Annotated in this window: 15 protein-coding genes; 8 read left to right on the top strand and 7 right to left on the bottom strand. The window is 73.0% G+C overall.

Going from position 1 to position 21,216, the window contains the following annotated elements; genetic code table 11:
* Window positions 1–7 precede the first annotated feature (7 nt).
* On the bottom strand, window positions 8–4,900 hold the full coding sequence (locus ACQP2H_RS04935; protein WP_433231304.1) for an SCO7613 C-terminal domain-containing membrane protein: 4,893 nt from the start codon (window positions 4,898–4,900) through the stop codon (window positions 8–10).
* 155 nt (window positions 4,901–5,055) lie between these two features.
* Window positions 5,056–6,483, bottom strand: coding sequence for a UDP-glucose dehydrogenase family protein (locus tag ACQP2H_RS04940; protein WP_208568510.1), 1,428 nt, complete (start codon window positions 6,481–6,483; stop codon window positions 5,056–5,058).
* Window positions 6,484–6,729: 246 nt separating this feature from the next.
* Here ACQP2H_RS04940 and ACQP2H_RS04945 point away from each other — a divergent pair, with 246 nt between their 5' ends.
* On the top strand, window positions 6,730–7,893 hold the full coding sequence (locus ACQP2H_RS04945) for an acyl-CoA dehydrogenase family protein (RefSeq protein ID WP_357536293.1): 1,164 nt from the start codon (window positions 6,730–6,732) through the stop codon (window positions 7,891–7,893).
* A 118-nt stretch (window positions 7,894–8,011) separates the two neighbouring features.
* On the opposite strand, the gene ACQP2H_RS04950 is transcribed toward ACQP2H_RS04945, so the two are convergent.
* Both ACQP2H_RS04950 and ACQP2H_RS04955 read right to left on the bottom strand, forming a co-directional pair.
* Window positions 8,012–9,163, bottom strand: a complete 1,152-nt coding sequence (locus ACQP2H_RS04950) for a helix-turn-helix domain-containing protein (protein WP_308291019.1) — start codon at window positions 9,161–9,163, stop codon at window positions 8,012–8,014.
* Window positions 9,160–9,312, bottom strand: coding sequence for a hypothetical protein (locus tag ACQP2H_RS04955; protein ID WP_208570977.1), 153 nt, complete (start codon window positions 9,310–9,312; stop codon window positions 9,160–9,162). The genes ACQP2H_RS04950 and ACQP2H_RS04955 overlap by 4 nt, the downstream gene beginning before the upstream one ends.
* Window positions 9,313–9,531: 219 nt before the next feature.
* On the opposite strand from ACQP2H_RS04955, the gene ACQP2H_RS04960 reads away from it, so the two are divergent.
* Window positions 9,532–10,323 (top strand): GntR family transcriptional regulator, encoded by a 792-nt coding sequence (locus ACQP2H_RS04960; protein ID WP_363819907.1) that lies wholly within the window; start codon window positions 9,532–9,534, stop codon window positions 10,321–10,323.
* A gap of 72 nt (window positions 10,324–10,395) precedes the next feature.
* On the opposite strand, the gene ACQP2H_RS04965 is transcribed toward ACQP2H_RS04960, so the two are convergent.
* On the bottom strand, window positions 10,396–11,070 hold the full coding sequence (locus tag ACQP2H_RS04965) for a hypothetical protein (RefSeq protein WP_208570975.1): 675 nt from the start codon (window positions 11,068–11,070) through the stop codon (window positions 10,396–10,398).
* 23 nt (window positions 11,071–11,093) lie between these two features.
* Here ACQP2H_RS04965 and ACQP2H_RS04970 point away from each other — a divergent pair, with 23 nt between their 5' ends.
* The gene (locus tag ACQP2H_RS04970; RefSeq protein ID WP_091248315.1) at window positions 11,094–11,609 is read left to right on the top strand and encodes an acyl-CoA thioesterase; all 516 of its coding nucleotides are present in this window, start codon (window positions 11,094–11,096) and stop codon (window positions 11,607–11,609) included.
* A 537-nt stretch (window positions 11,610–12,146) separates the two neighbouring features.
* Window positions 12,147–14,237: an acetoacetate--CoA ligase gene (locus ACQP2H_RS04975; protein WP_219467296.1), complete on the top strand. Its 2,091-nt coding sequence runs from the start codon at window positions 12,147–12,149 to the stop codon at window positions 14,235–14,237.
* A gap of 386 nt (window positions 14,238–14,623) precedes the next feature.
* Here ACQP2H_RS04975 and ACQP2H_RS04980 read toward each other — a convergent pair whose 3' ends face one another.
* On the bottom strand, window positions 14,624–15,313 hold the full coding sequence (locus tag ACQP2H_RS04980) for a TIGR03089 family protein (RefSeq protein WP_433231312.1): 690 nt from the start codon (window positions 15,311–15,313) through the stop codon (window positions 14,624–14,626).
* Between the two features lie 151 nt (window positions 15,314–15,464).
* On the opposite strand from ACQP2H_RS04980, the gene ACQP2H_RS04985 reads away from it, so the two are divergent.
* Together ACQP2H_RS04985 and ACQP2H_RS04990 are read left to right on the top strand one after the other, a co-directional pair.
* Window positions 15,465–16,610, top strand: coding sequence for a glycosyltransferase family 4 protein (locus ACQP2H_RS04985; RefSeq protein ID WP_219467335.1), 1,146 nt, complete (start codon window positions 15,465–15,467; stop codon window positions 16,608–16,610).
* Window positions 16,611–16,673: 63 nt separating this feature from the next.
* Window positions 16,674–17,765 carry a mannose-1-phosphate guanylyltransferase gene (locus ACQP2H_RS04990; RefSeq protein ID WP_363819914.1) on the top strand — a complete coding sequence of 364 codons (1,092 nt, stop codon included), beginning with the start codon at window positions 16,674–16,676 and terminating at the stop codon, window positions 17,763–17,765.
* Window positions 17,766–18,017: 252 nt separating this feature from the next.
* Here ACQP2H_RS04990 and ACQP2H_RS04995 read toward each other — a convergent pair whose 3' ends face one another.
* Window positions 18,018–18,584 carry an NUDIX hydrolase gene (locus tag ACQP2H_RS04995; RefSeq protein ID WP_308291129.1) on the bottom strand — a complete coding sequence of 189 codons (567 nt, stop codon included), beginning with the start codon at window positions 18,582–18,584 and terminating at the stop codon, window positions 18,018–18,020.
* A 249-nt stretch (window positions 18,585–18,833) separates the two neighbouring features.
* Here ACQP2H_RS04995 and ACQP2H_RS05000 point away from each other — a divergent pair, with 249 nt between their 5' ends.
* Window positions 18,834–19,871, top strand: coding sequence for a hypothetical protein (locus ACQP2H_RS05000; protein ID WP_357536301.1), 1,038 nt, complete (start codon window positions 18,834–18,836; stop codon window positions 19,869–19,871).
* A gap of 276 nt (window positions 19,872–20,147) precedes the next feature.
* Entirely contained in the window at window positions 20,148–21,149 is a 1,002-nt protein-coding gene (locus ACQP2H_RS05005; RefSeq protein ID WP_219467342.1) for an ArsR/SmtB family transcription factor, read from the top strand.
* Window positions 21,150–21,216 lie beyond the last annotated feature (67 nt).

The raw sequence follows: 21,216 nt of genomic DNA on the forward strand, positions 1-21,216 counted from the left end.
TCCGGTTTCATCTCATGGAGCGCAGGGCCGTCTGGAGCCGGTCCTGGGCGCGGCGGCGACGTTCGTTGCTCGCCCCGAGCACCAGCAGGACCAGGCCGACCGGGATGAGCACCAGCCACGGGCCGAGGCTGAACAGGGCGTGTACCGCCGCGATCGCGGTCACCGCCGCGCCGACGATCACCGGGGCCTGCTGCCGGCTGGTCGAGCCGAACACCAGCACCGCCACCGCGCCGAGCAGCAGCAGCACCTGACGCAGCATGCTGGAGTCGGTGGCCAGCACGATCGCCAGGGTCGGCACGAACGCCGCGACCAGTGCCGGGCCGTACGCCACCCAGCTGGACAGGTCGGGGCGGTGGCGCAACTCCAACATGCCGACCAGGAGGGCGAGCGCCGCGAACGGCAGCGTGTACGCCTCGGGCAGCGCCACGTCGGCGACCCGCATCAGGATCCACCAGGCGACGATCTCGCAGGCGACCACCGCCCAGAAGAGGATCCGCCGCTCCACCGGTCGCCGGCCCGGCCGGACGGCGGCCACCCCCAGCACGGCACCCCAGGCGGCGAGCAGGGCGGCGATGTGCCGGGGGGAGTCGAACGCCAGGGCCAGGGCGATGAGCGCGGCGGCGTACCCGCTCCACTCGACGGTGGCGGCCTCCCGGTGCGCCTCGGGCCGCCGGAGCCGGGGCAGCGTCGCGGCGAAGACCTGCAACGCCGCGCCCACGGCGAGCACCCCGAACGCCGACCAGACGGCGGGGAAGCCGGCCACCAGCCCGGCGGTGAGCACGAAGAGCTGCGCCATCAGCGAGGCGAACAGCCAGCCGAGGATGCGGGCCCGCCCGGTGGTGCCGAAGAACGCGGCGACGGCCCCGACGCCGACCGCGCCGCCCAGGGTGAACAGGGTCAGCCCCTCACTGGCCAGACTGCCGGCCAGCCCCGCGCCACCGCCGGCGAGCCCGATGACGAAGACCAGCACCCGGGCCAGCCGCAGCGACCGGGCCCGCTCGGCCAGCGGCGGCGGCGGGGTCAACGCGAGGCCCAGCATCGAGATGGTGAACACGGCGAGGGCGGCCAGGGCGTTCTGCGGCCAGGCCATGCCCAGGGCGATCGGCGTGATCAGCAGCGTCACCGCCAGGCCGGGCAGCACCACCGGCACCGCCCGGGACCGACGCCCACCGGACAGGCCGGTGGCGGCCAGCGCGGCGGTGCCGGTGAGCAGCAGCGCGGTGAGCACGTGCGTCGGGTCGACCAGTTCCGGTGGCGGGGTACGCAGCTGCGGCGGTGGGCCCTGCCAGATGTGGGCGAGCATCCGGTGCGGCTCGACCAGCGCCACGAAGAGCAGCGGCGCGAGGGAGATCAGGGCCAGCACGGTGGGCACGGCTGCTGCGGCCAACGCCCCGGCGGCGGGATCGACCCGCCAGCGTCGTTGCGTACCGTCGTCGGGCAGCCGGCGCAGCGCCCCGTCCAGCAGGACCGTCCAGCGGCGGGTCGGCTGGGCGGACCCGACCGGTGGCACGGTCGCCGCCCGGACCAGTTCGGCGAGCACCCCGAGCAGTGCGGCTGCGGCGGCGAACACCCCGGACGGCAGGTCGACGAAGATGGCGGCCAGCGCGCTGACGGTGGCTCCACCGGCGATCGCCGCGCTCGCGTACGGCAGGTACTGCGGCACCTGGCGGCGGACGGCGGCCACGGCGGCGAGGCCGAAGCTGGACGCGGCCAACGCGGCGGTCAGCACCACCTGCGACCCGTGGCCGAACTCGGCGGCGAGGGCGGCCACCGCACCGGGGAGCGTGAGCAGCGCGGCGGCGGTCGCCAGGCCACCGATCTGCACCAGGTGTGGCGGCATCCCCTCGGTCTCGACGTCGTCCACCAGGGAGGGGGCGACGGACCGGGCGACCGCCGCCACGGCCAGACCGATCAACGCGATGCCGCCCAGGGCGAGCGCGGTGGTCCACGGGCGCACCAGCCCGGCTCCGGCGGCGTGCAACGCGACCACCCCGGCCACGGTGGCCCGGGACAGCCCGGCGCGCGGGTCGGCGGACGCCACCGCGGCCATGGCGAAGACGGTGGCGACGGTCAACCCCACCAGGACCGGTGACCACCAGGGCAGGTCGAAGGCGGCCGGGACACCGATGGTGGCGAGCACCGCGCCGATGCCCGCCACGTCGTACTTCCAGGGGGTGGGGAGCAGGATCGCGGCGGCGAGCGCGAGCAGCGCCAGCGCGACCGGGGCCTGCCAGGCCGAGCCACCGGTCGGTGCGGCCGGCCAGGCGGTGAGGTCCCCGGCCCAGATGGGGCCCGGGGTGGCCAGCACACCCACCCCGCCGCGCAGCGTCGACCAGCCGGCCAGCACCCCGATCAGGGCGGCACCGACGGCGATACCGAGCACCGGGCCGCGCCGCCACTCCTCCGGCATCGCCCGGGCGGCGACGGCGACCACCAGCACCAGCACGGCGGCGACCGCGAGCTGCCCACCGGGGGAGATCACCGCGGTGATCCGGGCCAGGGTGGCGATCAGTGCGGCGGTGACGGCGGCGGCGGCCAGGTCCGCGCCGTCCAGCGCCAGGTCGGAACGCCGACCCGCGTCGATCCGGCCGGCGAACAGCAGCAGCAGCGTGGCGATCAGCACCAGCCCACCGAGCCAGGCGTCGGCGGCGGTGCGTCCCGGGGCGAAGAAGGCGGCCCCGATCACCGCCAACGCGCCCAGCCCAGTGCCGACGGCGTGCGGCAGGCTCAGGTGCCGCTGCGACACCTGCATCATCGCCGCGTAGCCGAGGGTGACGCAGACGGCCAGGAAGCCCGCCGCGAGGATCGGCACCGTCAGTTCCCGCAGCACCGCCGGGGTGAGCGCCGGCCCGGGCGGCTCGGTGGCCGCCACGAACGCGGTGACCGCGCCGGGCAGCGCGAATGCCGCCCCACCGGCCGCCCAACCGGACAGGACGTCGGCGGCGGCCGGGGCGATGCGTACCCGGGGCGCGAGCGCCACCAGCACGCCCGCCAGCATCAGCACGGCCAGTGCGGCGGCAGCCACCGACGGCCGGCTCAGGGCGGCGCCGGCCCCGACGAACCCGACGACGGTGGCGGTGCCGGCGTGCACCACGGCCGCCCGGGTCGTGCCGGCGGAGATCCCGGCGACGCCGATCGCGACCGCCGCCAGCACCATCGGCCAGGGGGCCGCCACCCAACCCAGACCCAGTGAGGCGGGTACGGCCAGCGCGGTCAGGCCCGCGCCGACCACCGCGAACTCGCGGCGGATCTCCGGCGGCAGGGCCAGCACCGCCGCGACGGTGAGCAACAGGGCGCTGGCGGCGAGCTGCCCGGCGGACGGCCCGGCCGTCGCGGCCACCTCGCCAGTGAACGCGGACAGGTCGGCCCGCCAGGCCGGCAACGCCGCCTGGACCGGGGCCAGCCCGGCCCGCAGCGCACCGCCGGCCACCACCAGGCCGCTGACGGTCAGCGCTGCGGCGGAGGCGAGCTGCGGCCCCCGTCGGGCTGCTTCCGGTACGGCCCGCACGGCCAGCCCGGTCAACGTGATGACGGCGGCGATCAGCAGCAACGCCCGGTCCGGGAAGGCCACCGAGGCGATCCGCCCGAGCGCGCCGATCACGGCCAGGGTGAGGATGCCGGCCCCCACGTCCGGCAGCGGCGGGCGGCGCAGCAGCAGGGTGCCGGCCAGGGCCACCGCCGCGGCCAGCAGCAGCGCCGCACCCGCCCCGGTGGCTGCCGGTACGGTCTGCACCCGCAGCAGGGCGGTGACCGCGTACGCCAGGGCGAGCGCCACCGCCACCCCGTGCAGCAGCCAGGTCGCCTCGGGCAGCCCTGGCACCGGTCGGGCGGGCCCGGTCGGGGTGGCCGCCGAGCCGTCGAGGATCTCGCCCGTCTCCTCGGGTGCGCCCTCCGGCCGGCCGTCCGGGGTGACCCGCTGCCGGGGCGGGGCGGTGGTGCCGCCGGTCGCGGCTTCCGGTGGGGCCGGTCGTTCCCGCATGATGCCGGAGCGCACCAGTCCGAGGTCGAGCACGGCCACCACGGTGAACACCACCGCCCAGCCGGTCGGGCCGCTGATCCACCCGTACGCCAGCAGCGGCACCACGGGTTGGGCGGCCAGCACCGCCGCGAACCGGGGGGCCCGCAGGCCGGTGCCGACGGCGTAGGCGAGGGCGACCCCGGTGGTCAGCGCGAAGATCATCCCGGAGAAGACCGCGCCGGACGCGCCGATCCGGTCCACCGCCCACAGCGCGTACCCGGCCAGCGGCACCAGCAGCAGGCCGACCGTGGAGATCGTCTCGGCGGTGGAGGTCAGGCCCCGTTTGGCCAGCACCGGCGGGGCGAGCAGCAGCAGGACGGTGGCGACCAGCAGGATGCCGAGTCGGGCCAGGGCGTCCATCGAGCTGGTCGCGACGGCGGCGAAGACCACTGCGGCCACCGCCAGCACCAGTGCGCCCAGCCCGAGTGGGATGTTCTGCACCTCCCGGGAGGAGGCCTCGGCCGGGTGTTCCGGGTTGTCCGCGCCCAGCCAGGTGGCGGTCCGGTACGGCGGTGGGAGCGGGGGTTCGTCCGGACCGGCCGGGGTGCCCTGCCGGGGCACCCGGGGTGGCGCTCCGGTGGCGGCGGTCGGCGGTCGACGGCCCGGCTTGCGGCGCAGCACCCGGCGCGGGCGGGTGGCCTGCTTGACGCGTTCGTCACCGGCGTGGGCGAGGATGTCCCGCTGGAAGAGGGCGGCCTGCATCTTCGCGGCGATCTGCCGTTGTTCGCGGGCGATCTCGGCGTCGCGTGCCTTCATCTCCGCGATGGAGCGTTCGATGTCGGCCAGGTGTTCGCGCCACTGCGGTTGCTCGGCCCCGCAGTCGGGGCAGCGGGCCGCCGCCTTCATCTGCCGCCCGCACGAGGAGCACTGGAAGTTCTCCACGACATCCCTCCACCCGGCCGGCCGCACTGTGGACGCCGTCCCCACGCAGCATGCCCTGAGCGGGCGTGGATTTCGACACCTGCCGCTCCGTTAGGGGCACAAAAAACGCGTCGGTGCGGGAGTGTCACCTCCCGCACCGACGCGTTCCGGTGTCGTCAGGGGCGGCCCATGCCCCGGTATTCCCAGCCCGCCTGGGTCCACAGTGCCGCGTCGAGGCAGTTGCGGCCGTCCACGACCTTGCGCCCGGCGGCCAGTTCGCCGAGGGCCACCGGGTCGGCGTTGCGGAAGTCGGCCCACTCGGTGAGTACGCAGACCAGGTCGGCCCCGGAGACCGCGTCGTTCACGCTGTCCTCGAAGACCAGTTCCGGGGCGACCCGGCGGGCGTTCTCGGTGCCCTGCGGGTCGTACACGTGCACGTCGGCGCCGGCCTTGGCGAGCAGCGCGGCGACGGCGAGGGCCGGGGCGTCGCGGACGTCGTCGGTGTTGGGTTTGAAGGTCGCGCCGAGCACGGCGATCCGGGTGCCGGAGAAGTCCGGGCCGGCCGGGCCGGAGCGGCGGCCGAGCAGGTCGGCGGCGAGCTGGAGGACCCGGGTGCGGCGGCGCAGGTTGATCAGGTCGACCTCGTGCAGGAACCGCAGCGCCTCGCCGGCACCCAGCTCCTGGGCGCGGGCCTGGAAGGCGCGGATGTCCTTGGGCAGGCAGGCGCCGCCGAAGCCGAGGCCGGCCTGGAGGAACCGGTTGCCGATCCGGGGGTCGTAGCCGATGGCGCGGGCGAGCTGGGTGACGTCGCCGCCGCTGGCCTCGCAGACCTCGGCCATCGCGTTGATGAAGGAGATCTTGGTGGCCAGGAAGGCGTTCGCGGCGACCTTGACCAGTTCGGCGGTGGCGAAGTCGGTGACCACCAGCGGGACCTCCCGGTCCTCGGTGGCGGCCAGGTCGAAGACGCCCTTGTGGGCGGCGTAGAGCATGGCGTTGGCCCACTCGCTCTTGACCCCGACCACGATCCGGTTGGGGCGCAGCACGTCGTCGACGGCGAAGCCCTCCTGGAGGAACTCGGGGCTCCAGGCCACCTCGACGCCCAGGTCGGTCGGGGTGTGCTTGCCGACGAGCTGCTCCACCCACTCGGCGGTGCCGACCGGGACGGTGGACTTGCCGACGATCAGCGCCTTGCGGGTCAGCTGCTGGGCCAGGGCGGTCACCGACGCCTCGACGTACGACAGGTCGGCGCCCATGCCGTCGGCGCGCTGCGGGGTGCCGACGCAGATGAAGTGCACGTCGCCGAAGTCGGCGGTCTCGGCGATGTCGGTCGAGAACCGCAGCCGGCCGGCGGCCAGGTTACGCCGCAGCAGCTCGTCGAGGCCCGGTTCGTGGATCGGCACCTCGCCCGCGTTCAGCTTGGCGATCTTGTCGGCGTCGACGTCGAAGCCGAGCACCTCGTAGCCCAGTTCGGCATAGCAGATGGCGTACGTCGCGCCGAGGTAGCCGGTGCCCAGGAAGGTCACCCGGGGGCGGGGCGCACCCGAGGGGGGCGTCACCGGGGAGATGGTCGGCGCCGGCTGGATGTTCGGGTACGGGATCGTCACGCCTGTCTTCTCCGCTCGCGCTGGCGGCGCTTCACTGCGTCGCAATCGGCTGCGGCGCCTGGCCGGGCACCGATGGAAAACCTGTCGTCATGTCAGCGTAGTTGTGCGCTCTCGGGGGCCGTGCGGCGTGATCCTACCTGTCGGTAACATGACGGGGGTCGCGATGGCTATTCTTCAACCGCGGCAGTCGGCGGCCCGAGGGACGTCACAGACTGCGCATGATAGCCGTGAAATGGGAGGGTCGACATGGCCGCAGAGCAGACGTTCGACGTCTACCGGTTGCCCGAGGAGCACGACGCGGTCCGCGAGGCGGTCCGCGACGTCTGTGCCGCCAAGGTGGCCCCGCACGCGGCCGAGGCCGACGAGACCGGTGAGTTCCCCCAGTCGTCGTACGACGCGCTGCGGGCCGCCGACTTCCACGCCCCGCACATCCCGGTGGAGTACGGCGGTGCCGGCGCGGACGCCCTGGCCACCGCGATCGTCATCGAGGAGGTCGCGCGGGTCTGCGCGTCGTCGTCGTTGATCCCGGCGGTGAACAAGCTCGGCACGATGCCGCTGATCCTGGCCGGGTCCGAGGAGTTGAAGCAGCGGTACCTGACCCGGGTCGCCTCGGGTGAGGGGATGTTCTCGTACTGCCTGTCGGAGCCGGAGGCGGGCAGTGACGCGGCGTCGATGACGACGCGGGCGGTGCGTGATGGTGATCACTGGGTGCTCAACGGGGTGAAGCGGTGGATCACCAACGCCGGCGTGTCGGAGTTCTACACGGTGTTCGCGGTGACCGACCCGGCGGCCCGCTCGCGGGGGATCTCCGCGTTCGTGGTGGAGAAGTCCGACCCGGGGGTGAGCTTCGGTGCTCCGGAGAAGAAGCTCGGCATCAAGGGCTCTCCGACGCGGGAGGTCTACCTCGACAACGTGCGGATTCCCGCTGACCGGATGATCGGCGAGCCGGGGACCGGGTTCGGCACCGCGATGCGGACCCTGGACCACACCCGGGTCACCATCGCCGCGCAGGCCGTCGGGATCGCCCAGGGGGCCCTGGACTACGCCAAGGGCTACGTGCAGGAGCGCAAGCAGTTCGGTAAGGCGGTCGCCGAGTTCCAGGGCATCCAGTTCATGCTCGCCGACATGGGGATGAAGTTGGAGGCGGCCCGGCAGTTGACGTACGCGGCGGCCGGGAAGTCGGAGCGCGGCGACGCCGACCTGACCTACTTCGGGGCGGCGGCGAAGTGTTTCGCCTCGGACGCGGCGATGGAGATCACCACCGACGCGGTGCAGTTGCTGGGCGGGTACGGCTACACCCGGGACTACCCGGTCGAGCGGATGATGCGCGACGCCAAGATCACCCAGATCTACGAAGGCACCAACCAGGTCCAACGCATCGTCATGGCCCGCCAGTTGCTCAAGGACTGACCGCCGGGTTCGTTGCTCCTCCGTTCCGGACGCCTGCTTCGCACCTGACAGGCAAGGTGCGAAGTGGGTGTCAAGTTCCGTGAGCTGCCGACGATCTCGATGTGCGGCTGCTGGCGGGTCAGCGGGTGAGGCCGACGGTGGTGGCGAGGCGGGCCACGTCGGCGGCTGGCGGGCCGCTGCGGGCGATCTCGGCGACGAGGGTACGCGCGGCGGGGCGGTAGCGGACCTCGGCGGGCGCGATGGTGTCGGCCTCGACCAGCGTACGACCGGCGGCGGCGAGGTCACCGGCGTCGAGGTAGGCGCGGGCGGCGTCGACGAGGTGCGCGGCCCGATGCTCGACGGGAAGCCGACGCCAGTCGTCGCGCCCGATGGCCTTCTCGTGGTGGTGGACCGCCACGGCCGTGTCGCCGAGGCGCAGGGCGGTCAGGAAGCGGGCCAGCAGCACGGCGGCGGGACCGAACGCGGTGTGGTGCGGGTCGTCGCCGCTCGTACACCGGTTGGCGAGGACGGTGGCGTGGTCGATCAGGTTGTCGGCGCGGCGGCCGTCACCACAGCCGGCGGCGGCCAGCGCGGCCTGGAGGAACAGCGTCCCGCGTACCGCGTCGTGGGTGGCGGTGCCGATGGCGGCGACGGCGGCGGTGAGGGCGAGCCGGTCGCGGCCGAGCGCGCGCAGCGCCTGGGCCACGACGATGGTCGCGGTGCCGGCGCGGACGGGGTCCCCCACGGCGGCGGCGACGGCCCGATCGGCGGCGAGCCAACCGAGATCGGCCTCACCGAGCTTGACCAGCACCGATGCGGTGATCCGGTACGCGGCCACCAGCGGTCCCGGGCTGGCACGGGCGGCGTCGAGCAGGCTGGGCAGGGCCCGGAGCAGTTGCGTGTAGTGGGCGTGCTGGTAGGTGAGCCAGGCGTGCGCGACATGCCGCCCCAGTTCGTCGGGCGACACCGTCCTGGTCGGACGCTGGTGGTGGTAGCGGGCCAGGGCGGCGCGGACCGCGTCGACACCGTCGAGGCCGGCGGTCACGGGCGGTAGCGGTCTGCGGGGGTCGAGCAGGGTGGCCGGGTCGAGGCGCAGCACCTCGGCGATCTCCTGGACGGTCGAGTAGCGGTCCAGGCTGCGTACGCCGCGTTCGACCTTGTCCACCCAGCTCTTCGACTTGCCGAGCCGGTCGGCGAGCATCTGCTGGGTCATCCGGCGGCGTACCCGCCAACGGGCCACCCGCCGGCCGATCGGCAGCTCGTCGACGTCGGTCAGCGCCGGCCTGTTCACCGGTCCCGCTCCACCGGCGGGGGTACGGCCACGGTGGTGGACTCCCCGCAGCGCGGACACCACCTCGACTTGACCCGGAACGCCAGCAGCCCGACCAGAAAGCCCGGCACCAGGCCCCCGAACACGATCGATACCACTTCAGACCTCATGATCACTCTTACCTTCGGTAAGCGGGGCTGTGAGCTGCGCAGATAGCTCTGAGTGAGGGCTCCTGCACTGCTACCGAAAGTTAGCGCACTAACTCTAGATCAGTAAAGGACTTAATTGTGCTAACTTTCGGATCATGAACGTTTGACATTGTTTGCTGCGCCTGCGGAGACGTGGTCGACTTGACCGTGAGTAGGTGTGTCCACGTGGAGGGGTCATCCATGACCGGCAGGGAGCCGCCCAACTATCAGCGCGTCGTGGATGACCTGCGACAGCGGATCCTTGGCGGTGAACTGTCCTCTGGGGACAAGCTGCCCACCGAGAGGGAACTCCAGCAGCGCTGGGGCTTCTCCAGCACCGTCATCAAGCACGCCCTCACCATGCTCCGCAGCGAAGGGCTCATCGAAGGCCGACGGGGATCGGGCAACTACGTCCGCAGCCGCACATCGCTCGTGCGTCGCGCCCACTCTCGGGACCTGCGCAACCGCATCGGCAGCACGTCACCGTTCGCCCGGGACAGCGAAGCCGCAGGCAAGCAACCGAGCTGGGAGTCTGACAGCGAGAAGATTCCCGCAACGCCCCGCATCGCCGAACGGCTCGGCATTCAGCCCGGCGACACCGTCATGCACACCAGGTACCGCTACCTGGCCGACGGAGTCCCGATACAACTTGCCGACTCGTACGAGCCGCTGGCCCTCACCGGCGGTACGCCGATCGAGTACCCCGAGCGAGGTCCGATCATCGGCGTGGTCGCTCGGATGGACTTCATCGGTGTGGCCGTCGACCGGTTTGTGGAAGAGGTGACGACCCGGCAGGCGATGCCCGAGGAAGCTGCCGCCCTCGAACTCGACCGGCGCGGCGGCAGGTGGGTGATCGAAGTCGAGCGCACCTACTTCGCCGGGCGGACCGCAGTGGAAACCGCCGACATCGTGTTTCCTGGTGACCGTTACCGACTCGTCTACGAGTTGCCCGTCGATCCCTGGTCACCGCCCGAGGGGGCCGAGCCGTCCTGACAACGGCTCGGCCGTGAAGAAGCCGTACCGGATGATCGGGTGGGCCAGTCGTGCCGGCCCACCCGTCAGCGGTCAACGGTTGTCGGGGCTGTTCTCCGGCTTGGCCCCGTAGCGCGGCGGGGCGGACCACGGCGACTCGGTGCCGGCCCGCCGGGGCAGCGGCTCGGTGGGGGTGTCCAGGTCGGGGTAGCCGAGGGTGAGCGGCGCGGTGTCCGGCTCGCTGCGGGCGGGCGGACCGGCCGGCGGCCAGTCGCTCGTGGCATAGCTGGGCGGTGGCGGGTCGTCGTAGTCGGCCGGGGCCGATTCCGTCCCGGTCGCCGGCTGCGGCCAGCGCCGCCACCGCTGGGCGCTGAACACGGCCATCAGCAGCAGCACGCCGATCAGGAACAGGGTGCCGTTCTGCACCGGCTGGTGCAGCGGCAGCGGGTCGCCGAGCACCTTCCAGCCGCTCGGGATCCAGTCGAGCACGGTGAACGGGGCGATGAACATCCCGACGTACGGGGTGACCAGCAGCAGCCCGGCGACGAGCGGGCCGAGCGGCGAGGTGCGCAGCGTGCCGACCAGGCCGAGCAGGATACCGGCGACGCCGAGGTAGACGGTCGGCTCGATCAGGTTGGCCGTGTTGTACGTGCCGATCTCCACCCAGCGGTCCACGGTCCGGCCCGACCCGTCCTGCCCGAGGGTGATCAGCACCCACGTGACGGGTGCCACCACCAGCCCGGCGAGGAAGCTCCAGAGATGTCGCATTGGCGCACCGTACCGTTTCTGCCATGACCGAGCACCCCACCACCCCTCCCGGCAAGCCGACGTCGTACTCCCGGGTCACGCTGAGTCGCATCATGACCGCTGTCGATGTCAACCTGTACGGAACCGTGCACGGTGGGGTGTTGATGAAGTTCGTCGACGACGTGGCCGGGGCGGCGGCGGCCCGGCACAGCGGCGGTACGGCGGTGACCGCCTCCATCGACGAGATCGTCTTTTCCGAGCCCGTCCGGGTGGGTGACCTGGTGCACGCCCACGCCCAGGTCAACTGGACCGGCAACACCTCGATGGAGGTCGGGGTGAAGGTGGTCGCCGAGCGCTGGGACTCGGCCGAGGACGAACCCGTCCGGGTGGCCACCGCCTACCTGGTCTTCGTCGGTGTGGACGTGGCCGGCGCCCCCCGCCCGGTCCGCCCCGTCCTCCCGGAGACCCCAGACGATCACCGCCGCTACAAGGAGGCCGAGATCCGCCGCGCCCACCGCCTGGCCAAACGCCGCGCCATCCAAGCCCACCGCGCCTCCTGACCCCCTCCGTCCCCCAAGCTCCCCCTTCCCACCCCTGCCCCCCGGCTCCCCCTCCCGCCCCGGTGATCAAGAGATTTACGTCAGCTCCGCGCCCAGTCCTGCCCCAAACCTCTTGATCACCACCCCCCAGCCCCCGGCTGCACCCGGCGTTGGGCGTCCCAGCCCGGTGATCAAGAGGTATACGTCAGGTATCGGCTCAATGTTGACGCGAACCTCTTGATCACCGGCGCCAGCCCGTCGCTGCGGCCGGGGCGGAATGTGCCGGTCCGGTGATCAAGAGGTATGCGTCAGGTTCGGGCTGGAATTTGACCCGAACCTCTTGATCAACGGGGTCTGGTCGATGGGTCAGCTGGATCAGTGGGAGATGGGTGCTTGATCAGCGGGTTGAGCCGGACTCGGCAGCGGGGGTGGGGACGGATTGTGTGCGCGGGGCACGTTTCCGTGGTGGGCCCCGGTGTGGATGATGGCGCTGCGAGGTAGGCAAGATGGCGGTATGGCCGGGCACAGTGCCGTGTGGGCCTCAGGGAGGGTGGAGCGGTGGGTGACGTGCTGTGGACGCCGCCGGCGGACGTACGCGAGCGGTCCCGGATCGGTGGCTACCTGCGGTGGCTGCGGGAGCACCGGGGGCTGGACTTCGCCGACTACGACGCGCTGTGGCAGTGGTCGGTCACCGACCTGGACGCCTTCTGGCGCTCGATCTGGGACCACTTCGAGGTGGTGGCGCACACCCCGCCGACGGCGACCCTGACCGATGCGGCGATGCCCGGTGCCCGGTGGTTCCCCGGCGCGACGCTCAACTACGCCGAGAACGTGCTGCGGCTGCCCGGCCGCGCCGATGACGACCCGGTGGTGGTCGCCCACTCCCAGACCCGCCCGCCGGTCACCCTGACCGCCGCCGAGCTGCGCGAACAGGTCCGTCGAGTGGCGGCCGGGCTGCGCCGCCTCGGCGTCGTCGCCGGGGACCGGGTGGCCGCGTACGCGCCGAACATCCCCGAGACGTACGTGCTGCTGCTGGCCACCAGCAGCCTCGGGGCGATCTTCTCGTCCTGTGCCCCGGAGTTCGGCACCCGGAGTGTCGTCGACCGCTGGCAGCAGATTGCCCCGAAGGTCCTGGTGGCCGTGGACGGCTACCGGTACGGCGACAAGCCGGTCGACAGGCGGGCCGAGGTGGCCGCGATCCGGGCCGCCCTGCCGTCGCTGACCCACACCGTCCACATCCCCTACCTGCACCCGACCGGCCCCGACGGCTTCGCCCCGGCCGGTTCCGACCGCGCTGCCCCTCCGGCCGGTTCCGACGGCGCTGCCCCGGCATCCGCGCTGCCCGGTGGTGCCGTCGGCGGTGCGGAGGCCGCGCCGGGCGGCGTACCACAGAGCAGCCTGAGCTGGGCCGACCTGGCGGCGGAGACCGACGGGGCGTTGACCTTCACCCCGGTCCCGTTCGACCACCCGCTCTACGTGCTCTACTCCTCGGGCACCACCGGCCTGCCGAAGCCGATCGTGCACGGGCACGGCGGCATCCTGCTCGAACATCTCAAGATGCTCGCCCTGCACCACGATCTCGGCCCGGCCGACCGGTTCTTCTGGTTCACCACCACCGGCTGGATGATGTGGAACTTCCTGGTCTCCGGGCCGGCCGTCGGGGCGACGATCGTGCTGTTCGACGGTAACCCCGGCCACCCCGACCTGGGCGAGCTGTGGCGGCTGGCCGACGAGACCGGCACCACCTATTTCGGCACGTCCGCGCCGTTCCTGTTGGCCTGCCGCAAGGCCGGCTTGGTGCCCAGGGACGTCGCCGACCTGTCCGCGCTGCGCGGGGTCGGCTCCACCGGAGCGCCGCTGCCCGCCGAGGGCTTCACCTGGGTGTACGACACGGTCGGCACCAACCTCCAGCTCCAGTCGTTGTCCGGGGGGACGGACGTCTGCACCGGCTTCGTCGGCGGTGTGCCGCTGCTACCGGTGTACGCCGGTGAGATCACCTGCCGGGCGCTCGGTGCGAAGGTGGAGGCCCGCTCAGCCGACGGCACCCCCGTCCTCGGCGAACTGGGCGAACTGGTGATCACCGCGCCTATGCCGAGCATGCCGGTGGGGTTCTGGAACGACCCGGACGGTCGCCGCTACACGGAGGCGTACTTCGACGTCTATCCCGGGGTGTGGCGGCACGGCGACTGGATCACCATCAACGAGCGGGGCGGCTGCGTGATCACCGGCCGGTCCGACGCCACCCTCAACCGGGGCGGCGTACGCCTCGGCACGGCCGAGTTCTACTCGGTGGTGGAGGGCCTCGACGAGGTGGTCGACTCGGTCGTGGTGCACCTGGAGGACGACGAGGGCGGGGCGGGGGAGCTGCTGCTGTTCGTGGTGCTCGCCGAGGGCCTCGAACTCGACGACGCGTTGCGCCGCAAGATCGCCCGCGAGCTGCGTACCGCCCTGTCGCCCCGGCACATCCCCGACGAGATTCACCAGGTCCGGGCAGTGCCGCGCACGTTGTCGTCCAAGAAACTGGAAGTCCCGGTCAAGAAGATCCTCACCGGCACTCCGGTCGACTCGGCAGCTGCCCAGGGTGCCCTGGCCAACCCGGAGTCCCTCACCGCCTTCGCCGCCTTCGCCCAAACCCGCCCCACCCCCTAACCCCACCCACCCCTGCCCCCGGCTCCGCCCTGCCCGTCTCCTGCCCGCCCGCTCTACCCGTGCCCTGCCCGCCCCGCCCCGCCCCGTGCCCTGCCCGCCCCGCCTCGCCCGCCCCGCCTCGCCCCGGTGATCAAGAGCTTTACGTCAATCCGCCCCCTGTTTCTGACCCAAACCTCTTGATCACCGAACACCAGCGCCATCGAGGTCGGGTGATCAAGAGGTTTACGTCATTTGTCGGCGGAATTTTGACGTAAAGCTCTTGATCACCGGGGCGAGGCGAGGAGGGCGGGGCGAGGCGGGGAGGGCGGGGCGAGGCGGGGAGGGCGGGGGGGAGGCGGGGAGGAAGCGGCGGGGGTGGGGTGGGAGCAGGGCGGAGGGGGTGGGGGTCAGGGGAGGGTGTGGGTGGTGCGTTCGGTGGTGGCGCGGGTGGGGAAGCGGGAGCGGTCGGGGTTGCCGGTCAGCACGACCGTCGCCCCCCGCAGCAGCGGGGCGAGCAGCCAGTCGCGCGGGTCGGGGTGGGTGGTCGCGTCGATGAGCAGCCGGTCGCCGGGGGAGATGCCGAGGGCCGTCGCGCGGGCGTCCGCCTCGGCCAGCAGGGCCGCGTCGGTGGGGCCACCCTGGCCGGACGGGGTGAAGTGGTCACCCTGGGTGCGTACCTCGACGACGTAGTCGGCGAAGCCGGCGGGGACCTCGCGCAGCGGGGCGGCGAACGGGGCGAGCGCCAGCGCGTACCGGTCGCCGGCCGGCCAGGCGTCGACCTCGGCCACCCGGTCGGCGGCGGCGAAGAGCACGTCCACGTCACCCGGTTCGTCACGCACCGTCAACCCGGCCGACCAGCAGCCGAGTAGCACGGCGGCGGTCTGCCAGTGCGGTGGCAGCAGCACCCCGGCCGGGTCGCCGGGGCTCAGGGCCAGCTCGTCGACCAGCAGGTTGGCGGTCTTGGCCACCCAGTTCGCCAGGGTCGCGCCGGAGAGTTCGGTGCGTTCGCCGGTGGCGTCGTCGTACCAGGTCAGCAGGGGGCGGGCGGGGTCGGCCGCGATCGCGGCGGCGAACACCCGGGCAATGTTGTCGGCCATCGGCGCGAACGATACGCCCCTGTCGCCCGTATTCGATGACGATGACAAGTCGGCGTACGGTCGGGTCGGAGTCAGCGTCCGTACCGGGCTCCGGCGTAGGCTTGCCCGGAGTGTTGTTTCCCACAGACCAGTCAGTGCAAGGAGTCGCCCCGTGACCGCCGGTCGCCCGCCCCGCGTGCTCATCGACGCCACGAGTGTCCCCGCCGACCGTGGCGGCGTCGGTAGATACGTCGATGGCCTGCTCGGAGCCCTCGGCACAGTCTGCGGGGAGACGGTCGACCTGGTCGTGGTGAGCCTGCGTACCGACCTGGAGCGTTACACCCGGATGCTGCCCGGGGCCGAGGTGATCCCCGCCCCGGCCGCTGTCGCCCACCGCCCGGCCCGGCTCGCCTGGGAGCAGACCGGCCTGCCGCTGCTCGCCCAGCAGGTCGGTGCCGAGGTGCTGCACTCGCCGTTCTACACCTGCCCGCTGCGGGCCGGCTGCCCGGTCACGGTGACCGTGCACGATGCGACGTTCTTCACCGAGCCGGAGCACTACGACAAGTCCCGGCGGACGTTCTTCCGCAGCGCGATCAAGACGTCGCTGCGCCGGGCCAGCCGGGTGATCGTGCCGAGCAAGGCCACCCGCGACGAGTTGATCCGGCTGCTCGACGCTGACCCGACCCGGATCGACGTGGCCTACCACGGGGTCGACCAGAGTGCCTTCCACGCCCCGGGCGAGGAGGAGAAGGCCCGGGTGCGGGCCCGGCTCGGGCTCGCCGGCAGCAGCTACGTCGCCTTCCTCGGGGCCAAGGAGCCGCGCAAGAACGTACCCAATCTGATCCGGGGGTGGGCGCGGGCGGTGGGCGACCGGGAGAACCCGCCGGCCCTGGTGATCGCCGGTGGCCAGGGCCACGACGAGGACATCGACCGCGCGGTGGCCGAGGTCCCGTCGCACCTGCGGTTGCTGCGTCCCGGCTACCTGCGCTACGCCGACCTGCCCGGCTTCCTCGGCGGGGCGCTGGTCGCCGCCTACCCGTCGTACGGCGAGGGGTTCGGTCTGCCGATCCTGGAGGCGATGGCCTGCGCCGCGCCGGTGCTCACCACGCCTCGGCTCTCACTGCCCGAGGTGGGCGGTGACGCGGTCGCGTACACCAGTGAGGACCCGGACCAGATCGCCACCGACCTGGCCGCCCTGCTCGACGACGAGCAGCGGCGGTTGTCGCTGGCCAAGGCGGGTTTCGACCGGGCCAAGGAGTTCACCTGGGCGTCCAGCGCCGAGGTGCACATCGCCGCCTGGAGCCGGGCGCGTTCCTGAGTGGTCGCTGACCGTACGGCGGACCCGGCATCCGACCTGTGGCGGTTCGGGCATGATGTGCTGATGCTCTACGCCGTCATCCCGGCGGGTGGCAGCGGCACGAGGTTGTGGCCGCTGTCCCGCGCGGGGCACCCCAAGTTCCTCCATCCGCTCACCGGCACCGACGCGTCGCTGCTCCAGGCGACCGTGGGCCGGCTCGCGCCGTTGACCACACCGGAGCACATCCTGGTGGTCACCGGGGCCGCCCACGCGGCGGCGGTGGCCCGGCAGCTGAGCGGGGTGCCGGAGGAGAACATCCTGGTGGAGCCGTCGCCCCGGGACTCCTGCGCGGCGATCGCCCTGGCGGCGGCGGTGATCGCCCGGCGGGACGAGACGGCGGTGATGGGCTCCTTCGCCGCCGACCACCTGATCCGTGACCCGGCCACCTGGGTGCAGACGGTCCGGGCGGCGATCGGCGGTGCCGAGCAGGGGCTGCTGATGACGGTGGGGATCACCCCGACCCGGGCGGAGACCGGTTACGGCTACCTGGAGACCGGTGAGCCGACCGGCGACGGCCCGCTGCGTCCGGTGACCGAGTTCAAGGAGAAGCCGGCCGCGTCGGTCGCCGAGGCGTACCTGCGTTCGGGTCGGCATCTCTGGAACGCCAGCATGTTCGTCTGGCGGGTGGACGTCTTCCTCGCCGAGCTGGCCCGCCAGCAGCCCGCCCTGCACGCCGGGGTGATCTCGATCGCGGCGGCCTGGGGCACCCCCGAGCAGGACGAGGTCCTCGGCGCGGTCTGGCCGACACTGCCGAAGATCTCCGTCGACTACGCGGTGATGGAGGGCGCGGCCACCGCCGGCCGGGTCGCCACCGTGCCGGGTGACTTCGGCTGGAACGACGTGGGTGACTTCCACACCCTCGGCGAGGTGTTGCCCGCCGACCCGGCCGGCAACGTGGTGCTGGGCACCGACGCCAAGCCCGGGGTCCTGCTGCACGACGCCCACGACCTGGTGGTGGTGCCGCAGTCGGGTCGGCTGGTCGCCGCTCTCGGGGTCCGTGACCTGATCGTGGTGGACACCCCCGACGCGGTGCTGGTCTGCCCGCGCGACCGGGCCCAGGACGTCAAGGCCCTGGTCGACGAGCTGAAAGCCCGGGGCGAGGACGGGCTGGTCTGACTGTCGGGGCGGCCTGACCCCCGCCCGGTGGTATGCCGCCGCGACCGTCGGGCTTTCCGGCCGCCCGGACGGGCCCACCGCCGGGGGCGGGTCGGCCGTCTCCCGGGGTCGGCCGTCTCCCGGGTCGGCCGTCTCCCGGGTCGGCCGTCTCCCGGGTCGGCCGTCTCCCGGGTCGGCCGTCTGGCGGGTCGGCTGTCTCCCGGGGTCGGCCGTCTGGCGGGTCGGCCCCCGGGCGCGGGTCGGAGCGGGCGGTCAGCGGGCCCGGTGGGCGTGGACGGCCAGGGCCGGCGCGACGAGTTTGGCGGTCCCGCCGGCCAGCGGCTCCGGCAGCCGGTCGGTCGGGAACCAGCCGAGCGCCTCGGATTCGTCGCTGACCTGCTCGACCGCGTCCGGCGGGGCGAAGACCGCGAACCGCACGTCGTGGTGCAGCGAACCACCCTGGCAGGCCACCGGATGGATGTCCACGTCGATCGGTACGGGATCGATGACCAGCCCGGGGATGCCGGACTCCTCGGTGGCCTCGCGCAACGCCGCCCCGGCCAGTGTCTCGTCGCCCGGTTCGCAGTGCCCGCCCAACTGCACCCAGCGGTGCAGCTTGCCGTGCAGGCAGAGCAGCACCCGGGCTCCGGCGGCGTCGAGGATCAGCGCGCTCGCGGTGAGGTGCCCCGGCAGGTGGTGGCGGGTCAGGGCGACCGGGCCGGCGGCGAGGAGCGCGAGGGTGCGGTCCCGCGCCTCGGCGGCGTCCGGCCCGGCCGGCGTCCAACCGGCCAGCACCGCCACCGCGTCCGCGTGCAGCGCCACGTTTCCGTCGCCGGGCACTCCGGGGCGGGCTCCGCTGGTCCCGCCCGGCAGGGTGGCGGTGTCCGCCCGGCTGGCGCAGGTGGACCCGGCAGTCCTGCCCGGGTCGGCAGTCCTGCCCGGGTCGGCAGTCCTGCCCGGGTCGGCAGTCCCGCCCGGCTCGGTGGGGGCGGCTGGCTCGGTGGTGCCGGCCGGGGAGGGGACCGGGGTGGCGGGGAAGGCGTCGGGCATCCCGACACTCTACGAGCGTGCGCTCCGTACCCTGGCGCGGTGAGCCTGAGACTTCTGGAGTTCGTGGTGGCCGGCAACGAGGCCAGCGACCTGTTGCCGGTCCGGTCCCGGTCGCTGCTGCGGGCGTACGACGCTGTCCGTGGTTTCTGGACCGTGCTCGACGAGGGGCCGGTGGAACACTGCCTCGCCCTGCTGCTGGAGCGCACCGACGGCGAGTGGGTCGCCCATCACGTGACGGCCGACGCGGGGACCGAGAACGGCCGTACCGAGGACGGTGAGGCGCTCGCCGCGCACGACGGCTGGGTGTACGTCTTCGGGTCGCACTTCGGTTCGAAGGCCGGCCCGCTGCGGCCCCGCCGTGCGTTCGTGGCCCGGTTCCGGGAGGACGACGCCGCCACCGGGACGCTGCCGGTGCAGGTGGTCCGCAACCGGTTCCGGGTGCACCGGGCGGTCAACGACGCCCTGGTCAAGGCGGCGTTCACCCCGTTGCCGCCGGGTGAGCGGGTCCGCCAGCGGTTCATCGGCGAGACGGTGTCCCGGGGTACGGCGCGGGCCAAGTCCTGGGTACGCCGGCTGGCCGACGGTGACCTGCCGCTGAACGTGGAGGCGGCGACGTTCACCCCGCACGGGACGGTGCTGCTGGGGCTCCGATTCCCGGTGACCGTGGACGGGGAACCGGTCCTGGTCGAGCTGGCCGGCATCCCGGAGATGTTCACCCCCGGTGGCGGCTGGCCGCGCGCCGGTCGGGCGTATGTGGTGACCGGTGTGACGCCGCCCGGTGCACTGGTGGGTTTCCGCGCGATCACCCCGACGCCCGACGGCGGGTACGCGGCGGTGGTCGGGTCGATCGACGCGCTCGGCAAGGGCTCGGTGCTGCTGGACGACCATCCGACCGGTGGCGATGTCACCTCACGGCACGTCCGGTTCCGCTGGGAGCCGACCGACGACGACCGGATCGCGGGTGAGGTGGCGGCCGAGTTGGCGCCGTTCCACAATGTCGAGGGGGTGGCCGAGGTGGACGGACGCAGCTTCTACGTCACCGACGAGGATCATCGGGTGGCGCTCTGGATCGGCTGAGCCGACCACCGCTCGGGTGGTGGGCCCGGGCGACACCTCCACGGAACCAGGGCCGCAGACCCTCGTGGTGCCTCCCGGACCCACGTCTCCCTGGGCCACAGGCCACCAGGTGGACGGTGGGGAGACCCCCACGCGTCGTACCAGGCAGTAGGAGCATGTCAACCGACGGTACGGGCGTCGAGGTCTTTCAGCCCACGCTTAAAAGTGGAGATAAGTGCCGCCCGGTACAGTTCAGTGGGTCGGCGGGCTCCCCCTGCCCCGCCCCAGGAGCGCTCGATGCTGACCATTCATTTCTCCCAGGAGGACATCCTCCGGACCCGGGTCGCCCCTGCCGCCGATCCGGTCTGGGAGTCGGTCCTCAGCCTGCACCTGCTCCAGGGGCGGACCCGCGACCCGTTGATGGCGGGCTGGCGGCGGGGCGTGGCCACCGGGCTGCGTCGGGAGACCGCCGCCGACCAGTTCCGGCTGCTGTTCGCGCTGAACCCGCCCCGCGGCTACTTCCCCGACTTCCTCACCCCGTACCAGAGCCTCGACGGTTTCGAGGCGGGGCTGGACGCCGTCCGGTCCACCCCGACCGGGCTGCTGCGCCGGGACCTGGCCCTGCTGGCGGGGACGAACCCGTTGCCGCCGTCGGCTGCCGCGCTGGCCCGGGGTGAGCCGGAGGTCCTCCGCCACCTGACGGAGTCGATGGCGCAGTACCGGTCGGTGGCGATCGACCCGTACTGGGGGCGGATCAGGGCCGCCGTGGAGGCCGACCGGGCGGTACGCGCCCGCGCCCTGCTCGACGGTGGGGCGGAGGGACTACTGGCGAGCCTGCGGCCGGGGATGCGCTGGGAATCCGGGGTCCTCCAGGTCCTCGACTATCCGAACCGCCGGGAGTTGCACCTGGACGGTCGGGGGCTGCTGCTGGTGCCCTCGTTCTTCTGTGCGCGTACCCCGGTCGCCCTGCTCGACCCGATGCTGCCGCCGGTGCTGGTCTATCCGGCCGACCGGCTCGGCGGGTTGGACCCGCCCCCGGGCGAGGGTGGCCGACCTGCCGGCGACGGCGGTAGGGAGGCGCTGGCGGCGCTGCTGGGCCGTACCCGGGCGGCGGTCCTGGAAGTCAGCGACGACGGTGCGACGACCGGCGAGGTGGCCCGGCGGCTGCACATCTCGGCCGCCGCCGTCAGCCAGCACACCACCGTGTTGCGCAACGCCGGGCTGCTGGTCAGCCGCCGCGACCGCAACACGGTGCTGCACACCCTGACCCCGCTCGGCCGGGCCATGCTCGACGCCTGACGCCTGACGCCTGACGCCTGACGCCTGACGCCTGACGCCTGACGCCTGACGCGTGACGCGTGACGCC

The sequence above is a fragment of the Micromonospora sp. CA-248260 genome (genome assembly GCF_050942205.1).
Classification (GTDB): Bacteria; Actinomycetota; Actinomycetes; order Mycobacteriales; family Micromonosporaceae; genus Micromonospora; species Micromonospora antibiotica.